Raw genomic sequence first — 20,048 nt, 5'->3', positions numbered from 1 at the left:
ACAAAAAAATGAATTTCACAAAAATAAATATAAAAGCTTTAATTATTACCATTGTGGTGCTATCAGGAATAGAGCAGAACGCCAATGCACAGTCGTATAAAAAAACGGATGCAGGCTTGAGCTTTTCTACAGCTGATATGAATGTGGAAGTGAAATTTTACGGACCACACACGGTAAGAATTATCAAATATCCTTCGGGAAAATCATTTGTAAAAAAAAGTTTGTCTGTCATTAAACAAGAACAAAAAACAAAATTCTCTGTTACAGAAAATAAAGATATTTTATCAATAAAAACGAATGATTTGCAAATATCTGTTAATACGAAAAACGGAGAAATAGCCTACACAACACCATACGGAAAAGAACTTCTGAAAGAAAAAGGAATTGATTTTAAACCTTTCAATGATGCTGGTCAACCAACTTATTCTGTAACCCAATCTTTTCACTTAGAGAAAGATGAACCAATTTACGGTTTGGGAATTTTACAGAATGGAAAATTATCCCAACGGAATCAGGACATCAGAATGGTGCAGAACAATACCTGGGATTTTGTGCCTTTTTTCCAGTCTGTAAAAGGTTATGGCATTTTTTGGGATAATTATTCCCCGACTCAGTTTACCGATACTACTCAGAAAACATCTTTCGCTTCCGAAGTGGGAGAAGGTGTGGATTATTATTTTATGTACGGCGGGAATGCTGATGGTGTGGTTGCTTCGATGCGTGACCTTACCGGAAATGTCCCAATGTTCCCGTTATGGACGTATGGTTTCTGGCAAAGCAAAGAACGCTACAAAAGTCAGAATGAAATTGTAGATGTTGTAAAAAAATACCGTGATCTGAAAGTTCCTTTGGACGGAATCATTCAGGACTGGCAATATTGGGGAAACAATTATCAGTGGAATGCGATGGATTTTATCAGTCCCGATTTTCCTGATGCCAAAAAAATGATTAATGACATCCACGGAATGAATGCGCATTTTTCTGTTTCCATCTGGTCGTCATTCGGACCGATGACCAATCAATATCGTGAAATGGACAAAAAAGGAATGCTTTTCAATTTTGGAACGTGGCCGGAATCGGGTAGGGAAGTTTGGCCTCCCGATATGAATTATCCTTCCGGAGTGCGTGTTTACGATGCCTATAATCCCGAAGCCAGAGACATTTACTGGAAATATCTGAACAAAGGCGTTTTCAGTCTTGGCGTAGATACTTGGTGGATGGATTCTACGGAACCTGACCATCTTAGCCAGAAACCTGAAGATTTAGACACGAAAACATATTTAGGTTCTTTCCGGAAAGTAAGAAATGCGTATCCGTTGATGACTGTTGGTGGGGTTTATGACCATCAGAGAGCAACGACAAGTGATAAAAGAGTTTTTATTTTAACAAGATCTGCATTTGCGGGTCAACAACGATATGGCGCAAATACCTGGTCAGGAGATGTTAATTCTTCTTGGGAATCTTTGCGTAATCAGGTTCCGGCTGGTTTAAATTTTAGCCTTACCGGAAATCCCAATTTCAATTCGGACATCGGTGGATTCTTTGCCGGAAGTTACAAAAAAGGCTGGAGCGAGAGTTCAGGTTCAAAAAATCCGATGTTTCAGGAATTGTATGTCCGTTGGTTACAATATGGAACATTCACGCCGATGATGCGTTCGCACGGAGCCGATGTACCGAGAGAGATTTACCAGTTCGGAAAAAAAGGAGAACCGGTGTATGATGCTGTTGAGAAATTCATCAGATTAAGATACAGTTTGTTACCCTATATTTATTCAGTTTCCAGGGACGTTTCTAAAAATCAGTCGAGTTTTATGAGAGCGTTGGCAATGGATTTTGCAGAAGATAAAAAAGTCTGGGACATCAATAATGAATATATGTTTGGGAAATCCTTCCTGGTCGCTCCCGTACTGAATGCGCAATATACCCCTGAAAAAATAGTGAAAACCAACGAACAAACCGGTTGGGATAAAAAAGAGGAAATTCAAAAAGGACCTTCTGCTACGGATGTAGATTTTACACAAAATAAAACCGTCAAAGTATATCTTCCGTCCGGTCCTGTATGGTATGACTACTGGACCAATGCAAAGCATAACGGCGGACAGGAAATCGATAAAACAGTCAATATTCAAAGCATTCCATTGTATGTAAAAGGTGGAAGCATTATTCCTTTAGGTCCCGATGTTCAGTATGCGACAGAGAAAAAATGGGATAATCTTACCCTGAAAATCTATCCGGGTTCAGATGCGGATTTTGTCCTATACGAAGATGAATTCGACAATTACAACTACGAAAAAGGCGACTTTACCGAAATACCAATGCATTGGAATGATAAATCCCGAACACTCACCATCGACACCCGAAAAGGAAAATATAAGGGAATGATCGAGAACAGAAACTTCACTATTATTCTTCCTGATGGTCAGCAGAAAACGGTGGCTTATGCGGGTAAAAATGTTAAAGTGATTTTTAAATAATGATAAAGCTTGAAAGCCTTTAAAATTTAATCAATATGGTAACCCATCAAAATATCAAAATAATTCTACTGCTTTGCTTCTTTGGAAGCGGAATTTTTTCTGCCCAGCAAACATCTGGAATTAATGAAAATATTATTTCAAATGATAACGGTTTTCCTGTTGTTTCTGCGGATGGAAATGTTGCAAACTTATTTTACGATCCTTCAGAAAATGTTGCAGTTATTCGTGCTGCAAAAGATTTACAGTCGGATATTCAGAAAGTGACCGGGAAATTATCCAATCTTTTAACGACAGAAACTTCCGGCGAATTTGAAATCATCATTGGAACTTTAGGCACAAATAAAATCATTGACAAGCTTATTTCATCCAAAAAAATCAATGCCAAAGATTTAAAAGGAAAATGGGAAAGTTTTGTCATCACAACCGTAGAAAATCCAAAATCAAAATCCAAGAAACAACTTATCATCGCCGGAAGCGACAGGAGAGGAACTATTTATGGAATTTATGAATTATCAAAACAATTAGGCGTTTCTCCGTGGTATTACTGGAATGATGTTCCTGTTCAAAAACGTTCTTCGGCGTATGTTGTTCCGGGATATTTTGCTTCAGGCGAACCTAAAGTAAAATATCGTGGCATTTTCATAAATGATGAGGAACCAGCTTTTGGAACGTGGGCAAGAACCAAATTCGGAGGCATCAACAGCAATATGTATGCAAATATGTTTGAGCTTTTGCTTCGCCTCAGAGCCAATTATCTCTGGCCTGCAATGTGGGGGAAAGCCTTTAACGAAGACGATCCGCTCAATCCTAAAGTAGCTGATGAATATGGAATCGTGATGGGAACTTCGCACCACGAACCGATGATGCGTGCCCAGAAAGAATGGGGAAATCACCGCAAAGAATACGGAAACGGCGAATGGAATTACCACACCAACAAAGATGGTCTTCTGAAATTTTGGGAAGACGGTTTTAGCCGAAACAAAAACTACGACAATCTCGTAACGATGGGAATGCGTGGTGACGGAGACGAACCGATGAGTGATTTGGGAAGTGCCGAAGCCAATTTTAAATTGCTTGAGCAGATAATGCAGGACCAGCGAAAAATCATTGAAAAAGTAACCAAAAAACCTGCAAAAGAAACACCTCAGCTTTGGGCTTTGTACAGCGAAGTTTTGGATTATTATGACCAGGGAATGAAAGTTCCGGACGATATGGCGATTTTGCTGTGTGACGACAATTGGGGAAATGTCCGCAGATTGCCTTACCTCGATGCCAAAAAACATCCCGGTGGTTACGGAATGTATTATCACGTCGATTTGCACGGTGCACCGAGAGCGTATCAATGGCTGAATATGACGCAGATTCCGCATATGTGGGAACAGTTACAGTTGACTTACAGTTATGGCGTTGATAAAATCTGGATTCTGAATGTCGGAGATTTAAAACCCAACGAATATCCAATGGATTTCTTCCTGAATATGGCGTGGAATCCAACTTCATTTACCCAAGATAATTTAAATAATTACTCGGTGAAATTTGCAGAAGAACATTTTGGAAAGACTAATGCGAAAGAAATTGCAGAAATCATCAATCTCTACTGTAAATATAACTCAAGGGTTTCCGCAGAAATGATGAACCACAAAACCTACAATCTTCAAAGCGGAGAATTTTTGCAGGTAAGAGATTCGTATTTAGCTTTGGAAACGAGGGCTTTAAGGCAGTTTTTGACTTTAGATGAAGCTTATAAAGATACTTATAAACAGATTGTTTTGCATCCCGTTCGTGCGATGGCAAACCTCTACGATATGTATTACGCCGTGGCAATGAACCACAAATTGGCTGAAGAAAAAGACCTGAAAGCCAATTATTGGGCAGATTACGCTGATGAATGTTTCGCCAGAGATGCCGAATACACCAAAGATTACAACCTGAATATTTCCGGCGGAAAATGGAATCATATGATGGATCAAACCCACATTGGCTACAAATCGTGGGACGAGCCGAAAGAAGGAAACATCAAACCAACTGTTTACAGAATCACGCCTGAAGAAGAAAAAACCGGCGGTTATATTTTCGAAGAGAAAAATGGTGTAGTTGCTATGGAAGCCGAACATTTTTTTGAAACTAAAAATCCAAAAAACACAAAATGGACGGTCATTCCCGATTTGGGAAGAACACTATCGGGAATCGCTTTGATGCCTTACACCGAGAAAACAGACGGAGCTTCCATCAATTATCAGTTTAAACTAAAGAATAATCCTTCGACTGTAAAAATTCATTTTTTCTTTGATTCTACACTTCCCTTCAAAAAAGGAGGTCACAGCATTAAAGCTTATTTCGATAAAAATGATTCAAAAACGATTGGCATCAATCAGGATTTGACGTGGGCAAATAATTATACCAAAATGTATCCGGCCGCGGCTGCAAGATTGGTAGAAAAAGTGGAAACATTCACGCTTCCGGCCAATCAAAATGGAAATTATATCCTGACTATTGAACCTCTAGACCCAGGAATTGTCTTGTATAAAATAGTTGTTGACAACGGTGGCTACGAAGAAACATATTTGAAAATGGATGAAAGTCCTTACAAGAGATAAATATCCAAAAAGTCCCAAAGGGACGGTTTAACAAAGAATAGGATGCAATCCTATCGAACTTAAAAGATAAAAAATTAGTGAGTCCCAATGGGACGACTTAATATAGAATAGGATGAAATCCTATGAACATAAAAAGACAAAATTAAAATTATGAAGGTTTTTAAAAATATTCTGGCGTTTTCATTATTCATTTTTACTTTGAATAATGTTTTTGCTCAGGTTGAAAAAAGCAAAACTTCCTTACAGAAAGAATTTCGCTACACAAATCCAATTACTAGGGATTCAGCTATTTCTATGCGCGATCATTTTATTATTAAAGTAGATGATATGTGGTATTGTGTCGGAACTTCCAATCCGGTTTGGACAGGTCCAAATCCCGGTGTGCGAATGTTGGTTTCGAAAGATTTAATCAACTGGAAACAGCACTCTTTTATCATTGATGCTAAAAAGCTTCCGAAAGACACACCTTACAACGGAAGATTCTGGGCACCTGAAATTCATTTTATTCAGGGGAAATACTGGTTGACCGTAAACAGCGGAAAAGTCACCAAAGAAGATCCGAAAGGAATGGCGACGCACAGCGTTTGGTTATTTTCAGCAGACAAAATAACAGGACCTTACAAATTGGTCAACGGTCCTCTGACACCTCAGTATAATAATGATTCAACATTGTTTGAAGACGAAGACGGTCAGGTTTATTTATACTGTAGCGGCAACGGACTTTTCCAGGCTAAAATTGATTTGAAGACAGGAAAATTAACCACACCTATTCAAAAATTTCTCGATAAAAAACAACCCGGCTGGCCGGAATGGATGGTTGGCGGAATCGAAGGGCCTTTCGTTATTAAAAAAGAAGGAACTTACTTTATGTTTTTCTCCACCTGGACACGAGGTTATGAAGTTGGTTTGTTAAAATCAAAATCACCTTTAGGATCGTGGGAACTCGCTTCGCCTGAACCGATTTTCGGAACTCGTAAAAAAGGTTACCGAACCGAAATGGCAAAAGAAAACGGCTATGATAATCTATTCTTTACCGATACCGAAGACCCTTATCAGGAAACCGGACACAACGCCTTGTTCATCGGCCCGGACGGAAATCTCTGGAATTCCTGCCATTATTTTATGTACGAAAAAAGACCATATCCGTACAGCCAGACTTTTCAGCCTTGGGAGCTAGGTCCGCAAATGGGAATCGAGCCTGTGCATTACAAAGACGGAATGTTCTACATCACAGGACCAACGTGGACAGAGCAAATTATTAAATATTAAATCAAAAAAAATAATTATGATAAAGAAAACAGTTTTAAAATATGCTTTAAATATCGGGTTGATGCTAACAGGATTATCACTGTCTGCGCAAAATCCAATCATTCAGACCAAATTCACGGCTGACCCTGCACCATTGGTTTACAACGACACCGTTTTTCTGTACACCAGTCACGACGAAGATGATGCGTTCGGATTTAAAATGAAAGATTGGTTGCTGTACACTTCGACTGATATGGTCAATTGGACCGATCACGGTGTTGTGGCTTCATTAAAGGATTTCAAATGGACTGATCCGGAAAACGGAGCGTGGGCTCCTCAGGTTATCGAAAGAAACGGCAAGTTTTATATGTATTGCCCGATGCCCGGACAAAGAGGAATCGGTGTTTTGGTGGCGGACAGTCCGTATGGTCCTTTTAAAGACCCTATCGGAAAACCGTTGGTTAAAAATTCAGGCGATGATATCGACCCGACAGTTTTGATTGATGATGACGGACAGGCTTACCTGTACTGGGGAAATCCAAATCTGTGGTATGTAAAGCTGAATGAAGATATGATTTCTATAGATGGATCTGTTATAAAAGACCCATCGATCGCCAAAGTCAAAGGTTCTCCCGACCCGTTTCATTATCAGGAAGGACCTTGGGCGTGGAAACGCAATGGTAATTATTATATGGCTTATGCCTCAACGTGTTGTCCGGAAGGGATTGGTTACGCAATGGGCAAATCGGCGACTGGTCCGTGGGAATTCAAGGGAATGATTATGGACAGCGACAAACGTTCCAACGGAAATCATCCCGGAGTTATAGATTACAAAGGAAAATCTTATGTGTTCGGTTTCCATTACAATCTGGGAAAACAAACAATAAGCAAACATTATGAGCGCCGTTCCATTTGTGTAAGCGAACTGACTTATAATGCCGATGGCACGATTCAAAAATTACCATTCTGGAATCCGGAAGGCGTGAAAAGAATAGCAACGCTGAATCCATATGAAAAAGTAGAAGCAGAAACGATTGCTTATAGTGAAGGCTTGAAAACAGAAAAAATGACCGAATGGGAAAGAAATAATCCTTACGATACCGGCAAAAAAATTACTGACCGATTGGTGGTTTCATCTATCAACAATGGCGATTACCTCAAAGTTCAAGGTGTTGATTTTTCAAAAGGAACAAAATTTCTAGAAGTATCAGTCGCTTCAATGAATGGTGGAAGTATAGAAATCCATACCGATGCTTTGGACGGGTCGCTTTTAGGAACTGTTCAGGTAACCGGAAAAGCAGAAGGCGATGTCTTTAAAACTATTAAATCTCCGGTAAAAAATATAAAAGGTGTTCACGATGTGTATTTTGTATTCAAAGGAAGTAAAGATCTTTTCTACTTTGACTGGTGGAAATTTAGTGCAAATTAAAGAACTACACATACACCTAGATTCCGCTCAGTGTGACATCTCTAATGCTAGCTGTATCGAAATGTTTTAACGATGTCAGTCTGAGCGGAGTCGAAGACCTGGGTGAACTTATGGACAATCATATGTTTTTTTAATATGATTAATTATCTCAGTTAAAATTTTAAAAATGTACAGATTTAAACTCTTTATTATCAGTTTCTTAATAGCCGGATGCTGGATGAATGCACAAACTGTCGTTTGGCTGGATGAACTTGACCTCAGTGTTTCCACGCAAGGTCACGGCAAACCGGGCATTAATACCTCTGTTGACGGAAAACCTTTAACGATTGCGGGAGAAGTTTTCAAAAGAGGCTTCGGGACGCACGCTGAAAGTTCTCTGTTAATTAAGTTAGACGGAAAAGCAAAGAAGTTTACGGCTCTGGTAGGACTTGATGATGAGATTAAAGAACAAACTCCGGCAGTGGTTTTTGAAATTTACGGTGACAACAAAAAGATTTGGTCAAGTGAATTAATGCATCTTGGCGACAAGGCAAAACCTGTATCGGTTTCATTAGAAGGCATTAATCAACTAGAATTGGTTGTTGCTGATGGTGGCAATGGTCCTTATTACGACCACGCCGATTGGGTGAATGCGAAATTTGAAACTACAGGAGTGAATACCTTAAAAACATTCAATCCAATTTCGTCAGAAGAATATATTTTAACACCAAAAGCTCTCACAACGCCGCAAATTAATTCGGCAGCGGTCTTTGGCGTTCGTCCAGAATCTCCATTTCTATTCAGAATTCCGGCAACAGGAGAACGACCAATGACATTCTATGTAAAAGGCCTTCCGAAAGGATTGAAATTGGATTCACAAACCGGAATTATTACAGGAAAACTGGATGAAAAAGGAACATTTGAAGTCAACTTAATGGCTCAGAATGCAAAAGGAAAAACTTCAAAAAAATTAAAAATAAATTGCGGAGACAGGATTGCCCTCACACCAACGATGGGCTGGAACAGTTGGAATTGTTTTGGGCTCGAAGTCTCTGCCGATAAGGTGAAACGTGCCGCCGATGCTTTGGTTAAAAGCGGTCTGGCAGACCACGGCTGGAGCTACATCAATATCGATGATTCGTGGCAGTACAACCGCGATTCTAAAGACCATCCCAAAATGCGTGATGAAAAAGGATTTATCATTCCCAATTCAAAATTTCCGGATATGAAAGGTCTTGCCGATTATGTTCACAATAACGGATTGAAAATGGGAATTTATTCATCGCCCGGTCCGTGGACTTGTGGTGGATGTGCCGGAAGTTACGGCTACGAAAAACAAGATGCCGAAAGCTACACCAAATGGGGAATTGATTATTTAAAGTATGACTGGTGCAGCTATGGCGGAGTGATAGACGGTCTGCCGGAAAACGACCCTTTCAAAGTTCCTTCCTTGGCTTTTCAGGGCGGTGGCGACCCGGAGAAAGGAACAAAGCCTTTCAAAGTGATGGGTGATTTACTTCGTCAGCAGCCACGGGACATTATTTATAATCTTTGTCAATACGGGATGGGAGATGTCTGGAAATGGGGCGATAAAGTAGATGCACAGTCGTGGAGAACTACTAACGATATCACTGATACTTGGGCAAGCGTCAAAAGCATTGCATTGGCGCAGGACAAAGCCGCTCCATTCGCAAAACCAGGCAATTGGAACGATGCAGATATGCTTGTCGTTGGCGAAGTAGGTTGGGGAAATCCGCACAAAAGCCGTCTGAAACCGGACGAACAGTATCTCCACATCAGCCTTTGGAGCATATTTTCTGCGCCCTTGCTCATTGGTTGCGATTTGGAAAAATTAGATGATTTTACTTTGAATCTTTTAACGAATGATGAGGTAATTGCCGTGAATCAGGATGCATTGGGGAAACAAGGGGTTTGTCTTCAAACCATCGGAGAATTGCGCATTTATGTAAAAGAATTGGAAGACGGAAGTAAAGCGGTTGCTTTTACCAATTTCGGGAGAGAAAAAGTGAAGATGAATTATAAAGATTTTTCAAAACTGGGAATATCCGGAAAGCAAACTATTCGTGACCTCTGGAGACAGAAAGATATTGCGAAATTGAATACAACTAACGAAAGCCTGTCACTGGATATTCCGGCGCACGGTGTGGCTTATTATAAATTTAACGGAATTAAATAATCACATTCTAAAGTATTTTATATGAACTGGAAAACGATCATCTACCTTTTTATTCTGTTTCCTTTAATGGTGAACGGACAAGCCTATATCAATCATACCGTCAATAAAGATGGTGTAATGGTGAAACTGTCGGAAGGTTTTTTGAAAATAAATCCCGTTCATAAAAATGCGGTCAGAGTACAGTGGATAAAAGATTTACCGGCAGAAGAGCGTGAGTTTGTTTTGGTCAACAAGCAGGATGTTCCGAATTTCAAATGTTCGGAAAATAAAGATTTCTTAAAGCTTAAATCAGGAAATGTTATGGTCTTGTTCGATAAAAAAAATTCAAGGCTCACTTTTCTTGATAAAAAAGGAAAAGCGTTGTTGTCTGAAGCAATAAACAGTCGAAAATTAACGGACAACACCGTTTCTTCCGAACCTTGCTATATTGCAGAACAAGGTTTTGAAACAACACCTGATGAATATCTTTTCGGGTTGGGACAGTTTCAGGACGGTCATTATAATCTGAAAAATATCAGCAGAAAACTAATTCAGGTCAACAGTCAGATTGCCTTGCCTTTCCTGTATTCCTCCAGAGGATATGGTATTTTGTGGCATCAGTACGGCTTATCTTGGTTTAATCCGGCGGACAATAATGTATTGCTTGAAAAGGATTCATCTTCCAAAGGAGAAGAAAAAGAAGTGACCACAACAAGCGGAACGGTGAAAGTTTCCCAACAGCAGGCTTCTTACAAAGGCAAATTATCTTTACACAAAGATTCTGAATATACTTTTATGCTGGATTTAGGTGATATGGATAACCGGCATTTATTGATAATTGACGGAAAACCGGTCATCGACCAGTCTAATCTCTGGCTGCCTCCTGCTGTAAGCACAAAAATTCAATTGAAGGCCGGTGAACATCAAATACAGGTTGTTTGTAAAGCCAGCAATACACCCTCTTTAAAATGGAATGAAGCCAGTAACGTCACGACATTCCGCTCTCCAAACAGCAAAGTTTTGGATTATGTTTTTTTTGCAGGCAATGATACGGACGAAGTGATAGAAGCTTACAGAGAACTTTCGGGTGAAGTTCCGATGCTTCCGAAGTGGGCTTTTGGATATTGGCAATGTCGCGAGCGATACACTTCGTCCTCGCATCTTGTTGAAACGGTGAAAGAATTTCGTAAACGAAAATTGCCGATGGATGTGATTGTTCAGGACTGGCAGTATTGGGGGAAATACGGATGGGGCGTTCCGAAATTTGATGAACAGCATTATCCGAACCCCGAAAAGTTCATTGAAGAATTACATCAGTTAAATTCCAAATTCTCCATATCCGTATGGGAAAATTTAGATAAAAAATCCGTTGTAGCAAAGGATTATGAAGGTCTTTACATTTCGGACAGTCCGTGGATTGATATCTATAATCCGAAAACTCAAAATGTTCATTGGAATGCTTTAAATGATAACCTTTTTAAATTCGGTGTTGATTCCTGGTGGATGGATGCAACAGAACCGGAAAATGATGCATTAGCAGGAAAAAAAACGTATTTCGGAGCCGGAGAATTTTACAGATTGACCTATCCTCTTTTCGTAAGCCAAGCGGTTTATGAAGGACAAAGAAAAGCAAATCCCGATAAAAGAGTGGTGATATTAACAAGATCCGCATTCCCAGGTCAGCAACGTTACGGAACCATCAATTGGTCGGGAGACATCGGCTGGGATTGGGATACGTACAAAAGGCAGATTGTCGCCGGACTCAATTATTCTTTGACCGGAATGCCGTATTGGACAACCGATATCGGTGGCTTTTTCCGTCCGGGTTCGTCTCAATATACAGACCCTAAATACCACGATATTTTGATGAGATGGTTTCAGTGGGGTGTATTTTGTCCGATTTTCAGGACTCACGGCTATCAGTCCGAAACAGAACCCTGGAAATACGGTGATAAAGTGGAGGGCGAAATGCGGGAATTAATCCATCTGAGATATCAGTTATTGCCTTACATATATAGCCAATCGTGGGAAGTATCTCACAATAATTCTACGATAATGCGCCCGATGGTGATGGAGTTTAAAGATGATTCGGAGGCTGTGAAACAAGCTTATCAGTATATGTTTGGAAAATCCATATTGGTTGCTCCTGTCACGATGCCGGAAGCGAAAGAGTGGAAAGTATATCTTCCGAAAGAAACTTCCTGGTACGACTTCTGGACGGATAAAAGCTATGATGGCGGACAAAGTATAACGGCTGATGCTTCTGGAAATAAAATCCCTTTGTTCATTAAATCCGGTTCTATCATTCCTTCGGGACCGATAATGCAATATTCTTCTGAAAAATCAAATGAAACAATGACCATTAAAGTCTATTCCGGCAAAAACGGTTTTTTTGAACTTTATGAAGATGAAGACGATAACTACAATTATGAAAAAGGAAATTACAGCTTAATTCCATTTACCTGGAATGAAAAAAATAAAATCTTGAAGATTGGTTCACGTCAGGGATTTTTTAAAGGAATTACAGAAAAAAGAACTTTCAATATCAGTGTAATAGGATTGAATGGTAAAACAATAAACAGGACGATTCTTTATGATGGTCGTTCTGTAAAGTCAGAATTTTAATCAAAATAAAATCTAACTATGAAAAAAATAAAAATAATAACCAGCTTGGCTTTATGCAGTTTAAGTTCAACCATATTTGCCCAGAATCCGGTGATCCAGACTCATTTTTCACCAGATCCGGCACCAATGGTTTATAAAGATAAAATGTACGTTTACACAGGAGACGACATTCCGGGATACGATTTTTATTATATGACAAAATGGAGGTTACATTCATCCGAAGATATGGTGAACTGGACCGATCACGGTGTTCCTATTTCCCTAGAGTCTTTTAGTTGGGCTCGTGACCGCGCCTGGGCATCACAATGTATACAGCGTGACGGCAAATTTTACTGGTACATCTGTGCTCAAACCGTTAATAATGATATGGCAATCGGCGTTGCTGTTTCCGACAGTCCGACAGGGCCATTCAAGGATGCACTTGGAAAACCGCTGATTACAACGGGAAGCTGGGATAATATCGATCCGACGGCTTTTATAGATGATGACGGGCAAGCCTACCTTTATTGGGGTAACAGTCATCTTTTTTATGTAAAGCTCAATAAAGATATGGTTTCCTATGAAGGAAAAATTACTGAGATTCCGCAGTCGGTAGAATCATTTGGCGGACTCAGAAGACCCGGAAGAAGCGATGAGGTTTTGCAAAAGCAGGAGAAATTTGAAGATGTTTTTGTGGAAGGACCTTGGTTTTACAAACGAAATAAACAATATTATCTGATGTATGCAGGAATGACCGGACGTACAGAATGTCTGTCTTACGCCACAAGCTCATCACCAACAGGTCCCTGGAAATATCAGGGAAAAATAATGACCGATCAGCCGACCAACAGCTTCACCAACCACGGCGGAATTATTGATTTCAAAGGAAAATCCTACCTGTTTTATCACACCGGATTATTGCCGGGAGCAGGTAGTTATGGCAGGTCGACTGCAATTGAAGAATTCAAATATAATCCGGACGGTAGCATTCCGAAGATTACAATGACCAAAGAAGGTGTAAATCCTGTAGCAACGGTAAACCCTTATAAAAGAAATGAAGCAGAAATGATGGCTTGGTCAGAAAAATGCAAAACCGCCGAAAATAAAAAAAACGGTGTTTATGTTACTGAAACCCGGGTGAACGGATTTATTAAAGTTCGAGCAGTAGATTTCGGAACTCAGGGTGCTTCTGCGTTTTCAGCTTCCATAGCTTCCGGGCTTGATGGCGGAATTCTGGAAGTTCGTTTAGACAGTTTCACAGGAACAAAATTAGCACAAATTGACGCACCGAGAACAGGGAGCTGGGATGTCTGGAAAACATTCAATGCGAAGATTTCAGAATCTGTTTCAGGCGTTCACGATGTGTATTTTGTCTTTCAGGGAAAAAATATCACGGCTGGTCGGGAGCTTTTTAATTTCGATTACTGGAGCTTTCAGAAAAAATAATGTTGAATGTTAATTGATTTAAAAAATGAAGAATAATAAAATAAAATATGTGTTAAGTTCTCTGTTTATAGGATGTGCAGGAATTTTTTCTGCACAGAATCCCATCATTCAGACTGCTTACACAGCCGACCCGGCGCCAATGGTTTTCAATGACCGTTTGTATGTTTATACCAGCCACGACGAAGATGATTCTACCTGGTTTACAATGAACAACTGGAAACTGTTTTCCACCAATGATATGGTCAATTGGACAGATCACGGCGTGATTCTTTCCTACAACGATTTCGATTGGGCAAAGCGTGATGCGTGGGCAGCTCAGTGTATCGAGAGAAACGGCAAATTCTTTATGTACGTCCCGATGATTTCCAAAACAAATAACAAAGGTGCAATCGGAGTTGCGGTTGCCGACAGTCCGTTCGGTCCGTTTCACGATCCGCTGGGAAAACCGCTTGTTCAGAGTGAATGGGGAGACATTGACCCGACGGTTTTCATTGATGATGATGGTCAGGCACATCTCTATTGGGGAAATCCGAAGCTTAAATATGTAAAACTGAATGAAGATATGATTTCCTATTCCGGCGATATTGTTGAAGTTCCGATGACCGAAGAATCTTTTGGAAAGCGGGAAGGCAATCCTGAAAGACCAACGAAATACGAAGAAGGTCCGTGGCTTTACAAACGAAAAAATCTCTATTATCTCTTTTGGCCGGGCGGTGCATTGCCGGAATTTATTGGGTATTCCACCAGCAAAAATCCGCAAGGTCCGTGGAAATACGGCGGAATTATAATGCCTGCCGAAGGAAAATCTTTTACCAACCATCCCGGCGTGATTGATTTTAGAGGAAAAACTTATTTTTTCTATCACAACGGTGCATTACCAGGCGGAAGTGGATTCACACGTTCGGTAAGCGTGCAGGAATTAGAATTTAATAAAGACGGTTCTATTTCACCCTTCAAAATGATGACCGGAATTTCCAAAGCTATTGCAACCGTCAACCCTTACGCATTCAATCAGGCAGAGATGATTTCGTGGTCAGAAAATGTAAAATCTTATCAGAACAAGATAGCAGGAGTTTTCATTAAAGCAAAGAAAAACGGTGCCTACACAAATGTGAAGAATGTTGATTTTGGAAAAGATGGCGCAACAACTTTTTTGGCAAGAGTAGGAACCACACATAACAGCGGCGTAACAATGGACGTTCGTTTAGACAGTCTTAACGGACCGATTGCAGGAACTATAAAAGTCCCGATGACTGGCGGAGACGACCGCTTTGAAACGGTTAAAATCAATTTGTCCAATAAAATTACAGGTGTTCACAATCTGTATTTCGTCTTCAATGGCAAAGCGGAAAAAGATATTATGTTTTTCGACTATTGGACGTTTTCAAAATAAATCAGAATGAAAAAATTGACACTTATATTTCTATCATTAATAAGCTTTTGTTTTTTATCGAAGGTCAAAGCACAGGTTGCCGAAGTTTCCAGTCCGGACGGAAAGCTGAAGCTGAATGTATTTTCAGAAGAAGGAAAAGCATTGTATTCCGTGACTTTTCAAGGAAAAACAATGCTGGAAAAATCTCCTTTGGGTTTAATAACCAATGAATCGGATTTTTCTAAAAACTTAAAATTCATCAACAGTAAAAAGGATAAGTTTTCCAAAAAATACAGCAACGAAAAAATCAAAAAATCAGAAGTTGAGTACGAAGCGAATACATTGACCGTCAATTTTACCAATGCAGACCAATTCAATATCGGGATTGAGTTTCAGGTAAGCGATAATAATATTGCTTTTCGATATGACATTCCGCCAATTAAAGACCGTTTTAGCGTTGTCGTACAATCGGAAGTGACAGGATATAGATTTCCTCAACAAACTACTACATTTCTTTCACCAATGATGAAGGCGATGACAGGTTTTGCACGAACAGCACCGAGTTACGAAAGTGGATATAAGGCCGATGCAGAATTAGGAACAAAAGCAGATTATGGTTACGTTTTCCCTGGACTTTTTCATATCGGAAATGAGGGATGGATTTTACTTTCAGAAACTGGAGTAAGCAGTTTGTATTGTGCTTCTCATCTTGATACCACTTCAGAAAAAAATCTTTACCAAGTTGCTTATCCCAATATAGCTGAAAACAATGGTTTCGGAAGTTCGGGAGCGGCACTTTCTCTTCCCGGAAAAACACCGTGGAGAACCATTACGGTAGGAGATTCTTTAAAACCGATTGTAGAAACTACCATTCCTTTTGATGTGGTGGAACCGATTTATGAGCCTTCTCAGAAATATCAATTCGGAAAATCTACCTGGAGCTGGATTCTATGGCAGGATAACAGTATGAACTACGATGATCAAACTCTCTTTATTGATTTGGCATCAAAACTCGGTTATGAATATATTTTGATGGATGCGCTTTGGGATAAAAATATTGGCAAAGAAAGAATGAAAGAACTCGTTCAATACGCAAAATCCAAAAATGTGGATGTTATGCTTTGGTACAACTCCAATGGAGCTGCCAATGATGCACCAATGGGACCGAGAAACAAAATGAGCAGTTCGGTAGAGCGAAAAAAAGAAATGAAATGGCTGAAAGAAGCCGGTGTAAAAGGTTTGAAAGTTGATTTCTTCGGAGGAGACAAGCAGGAAACGATGCGTCTGTACGAAGATATTTTGTCGGATGCCAATGATTTTGGTTTGATGATTATTTTCCACGGCGCTACTTTGCCGAGAGGTTGGGAAGTGATGTATCCGAATTATGCAGGAAGCGAAGCTGTTTTGGCTTCAGAGATGCTTTATTTTTCTGAAGATGTCCGTAAACAGGAAGCATTTTTTGCAGCCTTGCATCCGTTCATCAGGAATACGGTCGGAAGTATGGAATTTGGCGGGACTTTTCTCAATAAATATTTAACGAAATCTAATAAAGACAGGAATAAAAGACACACTACAGACGGATTTCAGTTAGCAACAGCTGTTCTTTTTCAAAATCCGGTTCAGATGTTTGCGGTAATGCCGAATAACCTGACGGATGCTCCAAAATTCCAATTGGATTTTATGAAAGAAGTTCCCACGCTGTGGGATGAGACGGTTTTCATCGATGGCTATCCGGGAAAATATTCTGTGATTGCAAGAAGACATCAGGATAAATGGTATGTAGTAGGCGTGAATGCTGAAAAAACTTCGAAAAAACTTAAACTCAATCTTCCGGTGTTGGCAGGTAAAAACATAGAATTCATCAATGATGATAAAGCAGGGAATACTTTTACAAAACCAGCTTCTATTAATAAAAAAGGAGAATTTGAAATTGAAATTCAGCCCAATGGCGGATTTGTGTTGAAGAATTAATGCAGGAATAATTTGGGCAGCTTAATCCGTCTTCCACTCCCGCTTTTTTGCTCGTCGTTCCTCCTCACAAAAAGAGCTCCGTTCAAGCCGGGCTGCGTGCAATTCGCCCCGATAAATGTTAAACTAAACCTATAAGGTTTCTATCCAATCAAAATAAAATAAAGATTATGAAAAAATCACCAATACTATTTCTCTTTATACTATTGTTTGGTGCTTGTTTTAATGTACAGGCTACCGAACCGTTCATCACGACAGAAAAAATAAGTGATGCCATTCTCCTCAAGGACAAATCAGTCAGGATTTCAATATTTACAAACAATAATATTGATGCAGGAATTATGAGAGCTGTAAAAAATCTCCAAACAGATTTCCAGAAAGTCACAGGTGAGCAACCAACGATTTTGAATCAGATTTTTGGGATAAATTCTCCTTTAATCATTATCGGAACGGTCGGAACAAACTCTGTCATTGATGATTTAATTAAACAAAAAAAGATCGATGGAAAATCTTTAACCGGAAAACGTGAAAAATACATCATCCAAAATGTCAGCAATCCTTTTCCCGGCGTTTCCGAAGCGATTGTCATTGCAGGAAGCGACAAACGTGGAACGATTTACGGAATTTACGAAGTTTCTCAACAGATTGGTGTTTCACCTTGGTATTTTTGGGCAGATGTTCCGGTAGTAAAGAAAGAAAATTTGTATTTCAAAAAAGGAATTTATACCGATGGAGAACCTGCAGTAGAATACCGCGGAATTTTCCTGAATGATGAAGAGCCTTCACTTGGTGGTTGGGCAAGAGCTACTTTTGGAGGAATCAATTCTAAATTTTATGAAAAAGTTTTTGAACTGCTTCTTCGCTCTAAGGCGAATTATCTTTGGCCAGCAATGTGGGGGAAAGCTTTTTATGACGATGATGCGTTGAGCGGACCATTAGCTAACGAAATGGGTATCATAATGGGAACTTCTCACCACGAGCCGATGGCTCAGGCTCAGACGGATTGGCACCGATATATCAAAAAAAATAATCTTCCGAATGTTTGGGATTACTCAAAAAATGCCAAAGTCTTGCAGGAATTCTGGAAAGCCGGAATTGTAAGAAGCAAAAACTGGGAAAAGCTTGTAACGGTTGGAATGCGTGGCGACGGCGACGAAGCAATGGGAGAAGGAACTAATATTTCTTTGCTTGAGAATATTGTAAAAGACCAGCGTAAAATTATCCAAAATGTGACGGGTAAAAATCCAAGCAAAACCCCTCAGGTTTGGGCATTATACAAAGAAGTTCAGGATTATTATGATAAAGGGATGAGAGTTCCGGATGATGTAATTTTATTGTTTTGTGATGACAACTGGGGAAATGTTAGAAAACTTCCGGACCCTTCAAAACCTTTGCACAAAGGTGGTTATGGAATGTATTACCATTTCGATTATGTAGGTGGACCGAGGAATTCCAAATGGATTAACATCAATCCAATTCAGAGAGTTTGGGAGCAGATGAACCTTTCTTATGAACATAAAGTTGATAAAGTTTGGGTTGTGAATGTGGGTGATTTAAAACCGATGGAATTTCCAATCAGCTTTTTCTTAGAAATGGCTTGGAACCCGAAACAGTTTAATTCTAAAAACCTTTTGGAATACACCGAAAAATGGTCTGCACAGCAGTTTGGAGAAAAACATTCAAAAGAAATTGCCAGAATGATTAATCTTTATGCCAAATATAACAGAAGAGTAACACCGGAAACGTTGGATAGTAACACATTCAGTCTTGAAAATTATAATGAATTTGAAACCGTTTTGAATGACTACAGAGCTTTGGCGGTTGATGCTTTACGTCTGAAAGAACAGATTCCGGCAGAATATCAGGATGCGTATTATCAGTTGGTTCTTTATCCTATTGATGCGTGCAGCAATTTGTACGAGATGTATTATGCTGTTGCGAAAAATAAAGAATTGGCTGCCAAAAATGATCTTAAAGCGAATTATTATGCAGATAAAGTAAAAGAAAGTTTTGAAAGAAATGCGTATCTCGATAATAAATACAACAATGAAATTGCCGGCGGAAAATGGCCGCATATGATGGACCAAATGAAGATAGGATACAAAGCCTGGTTTGACGGGAAAGTAAATGTAATGCCTGAAGTAATCTATGTGTCTGAAACAAATGTTCCGAAAGAGAAAGTTTTTCAGGAGAAAGACGGTTACGTTTCTATTGAAGTTGAAAATTTTGCGAGAATGAATAACTCAGACCGAATCCATTGGGAAGTAATTCCTGATTTCGGGAAAACAAAATCAGGAATTACCACATTTCCACAGAATGATTATCCGAAAGCTGATGAAAATATCAACCTGGAATACGACATTAACTTTGAGTCCAAAGGCGAATTTGAAGTCCAGCTTTTACTCGCGCCGACTTTAAATTATAATCACAACAAAGGATTACGATACGAAATTTCATTTGATGGCGGAACACCTCAAATTGTCAATTTTAATGGTCATTATAAAGGGGAATTGGGACAATGGCAGTCCGAACATATTATCAAATCAATTACTAAACATCAGATTTCACAACCGGGAAAACATACTTTACGTTTCCGTGTTCTGGAACCGGGGATTGTCTTAGAAAAAATACTTATTGATACAGGAGGCCTTAAAACAAGTTACTTAGGAGCACCGGAAAGTGAATATTCGGGAAAATAATGAAGATGGTCATTGTTGAAAATTGATGATTGAATGGTATAATGATGCAGGCAAAT

Annotated in this window: 10 protein-coding genes; all 10 read left to right on the top strand. The window is 39.5% G+C overall.

Annotated elements, in window-relative coordinates; genetic code table 11:
- The first annotated feature begins 8 nt into the window (after positions 1–8).
- The 10 genes from K0R77_RS01445 (at position 9) to K0R77_RS01400 (ending at position 19,992) form a co-directional block, all read left to right on the top strand.
- Positions 9–2,474, top strand: a complete 2,466-nt coding sequence (locus K0R77_RS01445) for a TIM-barrel domain-containing protein (RefSeq protein WP_300346491.1) — start codon at positions 9–11, stop codon at positions 2,472–2,474.
- A gap of 35 nt (positions 2,475–2,509) precedes the next feature.
- Complete coding sequence (locus K0R77_RS01440; protein WP_300346489.1) at positions 2,510–5,071, top strand: glycosyl hydrolase 115 family protein; 2,562 nt, start codon at positions 2,510–2,512, stop codon at positions 5,069–5,071.
- A gap of 150 nt (positions 5,072–5,221) precedes the next feature.
- A complete protein-coding gene (locus K0R77_RS01435; RefSeq protein WP_300346487.1) occupies positions 5,222–6,340 on the top strand; it encodes a family 43 glycosylhydrolase in 1,119 nt (372 codons plus the stop codon).
- A gap of 16 nt (positions 6,341–6,356) precedes the next feature.
- Positions 6,357–7,748, top strand: a complete 1,392-nt coding sequence (locus tag K0R77_RS01430) for a glycoside hydrolase family 43 protein (protein ID WP_300346485.1) — start codon at positions 6,357–6,359, stop codon at positions 7,746–7,748.
- Between the two features lie 166 nt (positions 7,749–7,914).
- Positions 7,915–9,924 carry an NPCBM/NEW2 domain-containing protein gene (locus tag K0R77_RS01425; RefSeq protein WP_300346483.1) on the top strand — a complete coding sequence of 670 codons (2,010 nt, stop codon included), beginning with the start codon at positions 7,915–7,917 and terminating at the stop codon, positions 9,922–9,924.
- A 21-nt stretch (positions 9,925–9,945) separates the two neighbouring features.
- The gene (locus tag K0R77_RS01420) at positions 9,946–12,528 is read left to right on the top strand and encodes a TIM-barrel domain-containing protein (RefSeq protein WP_300346481.1); all 2,583 of its coding nucleotides are present in this window, start codon (positions 9,946–9,948) and stop codon (positions 12,526–12,528) included.
- 18 nt (positions 12,529–12,546) lie between these two features.
- Positions 12,547–13,953, top strand: a complete 1,407-nt coding sequence (locus K0R77_RS01415) for a glycoside hydrolase family 43 protein (RefSeq protein ID WP_300346478.1) — start codon at positions 12,547–12,549, stop codon at positions 13,951–13,953.
- A gap of 25 nt (positions 13,954–13,978) precedes the next feature.
- The gene (locus K0R77_RS01410) at positions 13,979–15,346 is read left to right on the top strand and encodes a glycoside hydrolase family 43 protein (protein WP_300346476.1); all 1,368 of its coding nucleotides are present in this window, start codon (positions 13,979–13,981) and stop codon (positions 15,344–15,346) included.
- Between the two features lie 6 nt (positions 15,347–15,352).
- Positions 15,353–17,296, top strand: coding sequence for a glycoside hydrolase family 97 protein (locus K0R77_RS01405; protein WP_300346474.1), 1,944 nt, complete (start codon positions 15,353–15,355; stop codon positions 17,294–17,296).
- Between the two features lie 167 nt (positions 17,297–17,463).
- A complete protein-coding gene (locus K0R77_RS01400) occupies positions 17,464–19,992 on the top strand; it encodes a glycosyl hydrolase 115 family protein (RefSeq protein ID WP_300346471.1) in 2,529 nt (842 codons plus the stop codon).
- The last annotated feature ends 56 nt before the right edge of the window (positions 19,993–20,048 follow it).

It is taken from the genome of Chryseobacterium sp., from assembly GCF_029240215.1.
Lineage (GTDB): Bacteria > Bacteroidota > Bacteroidia > Flavobacteriales > Weeksellaceae > Chryseobacterium.
The sequence above is the reverse complement of the archived record's forward strand: the minus strand, read 5'-3'. Positions and strand labels throughout refer to the sequence as shown.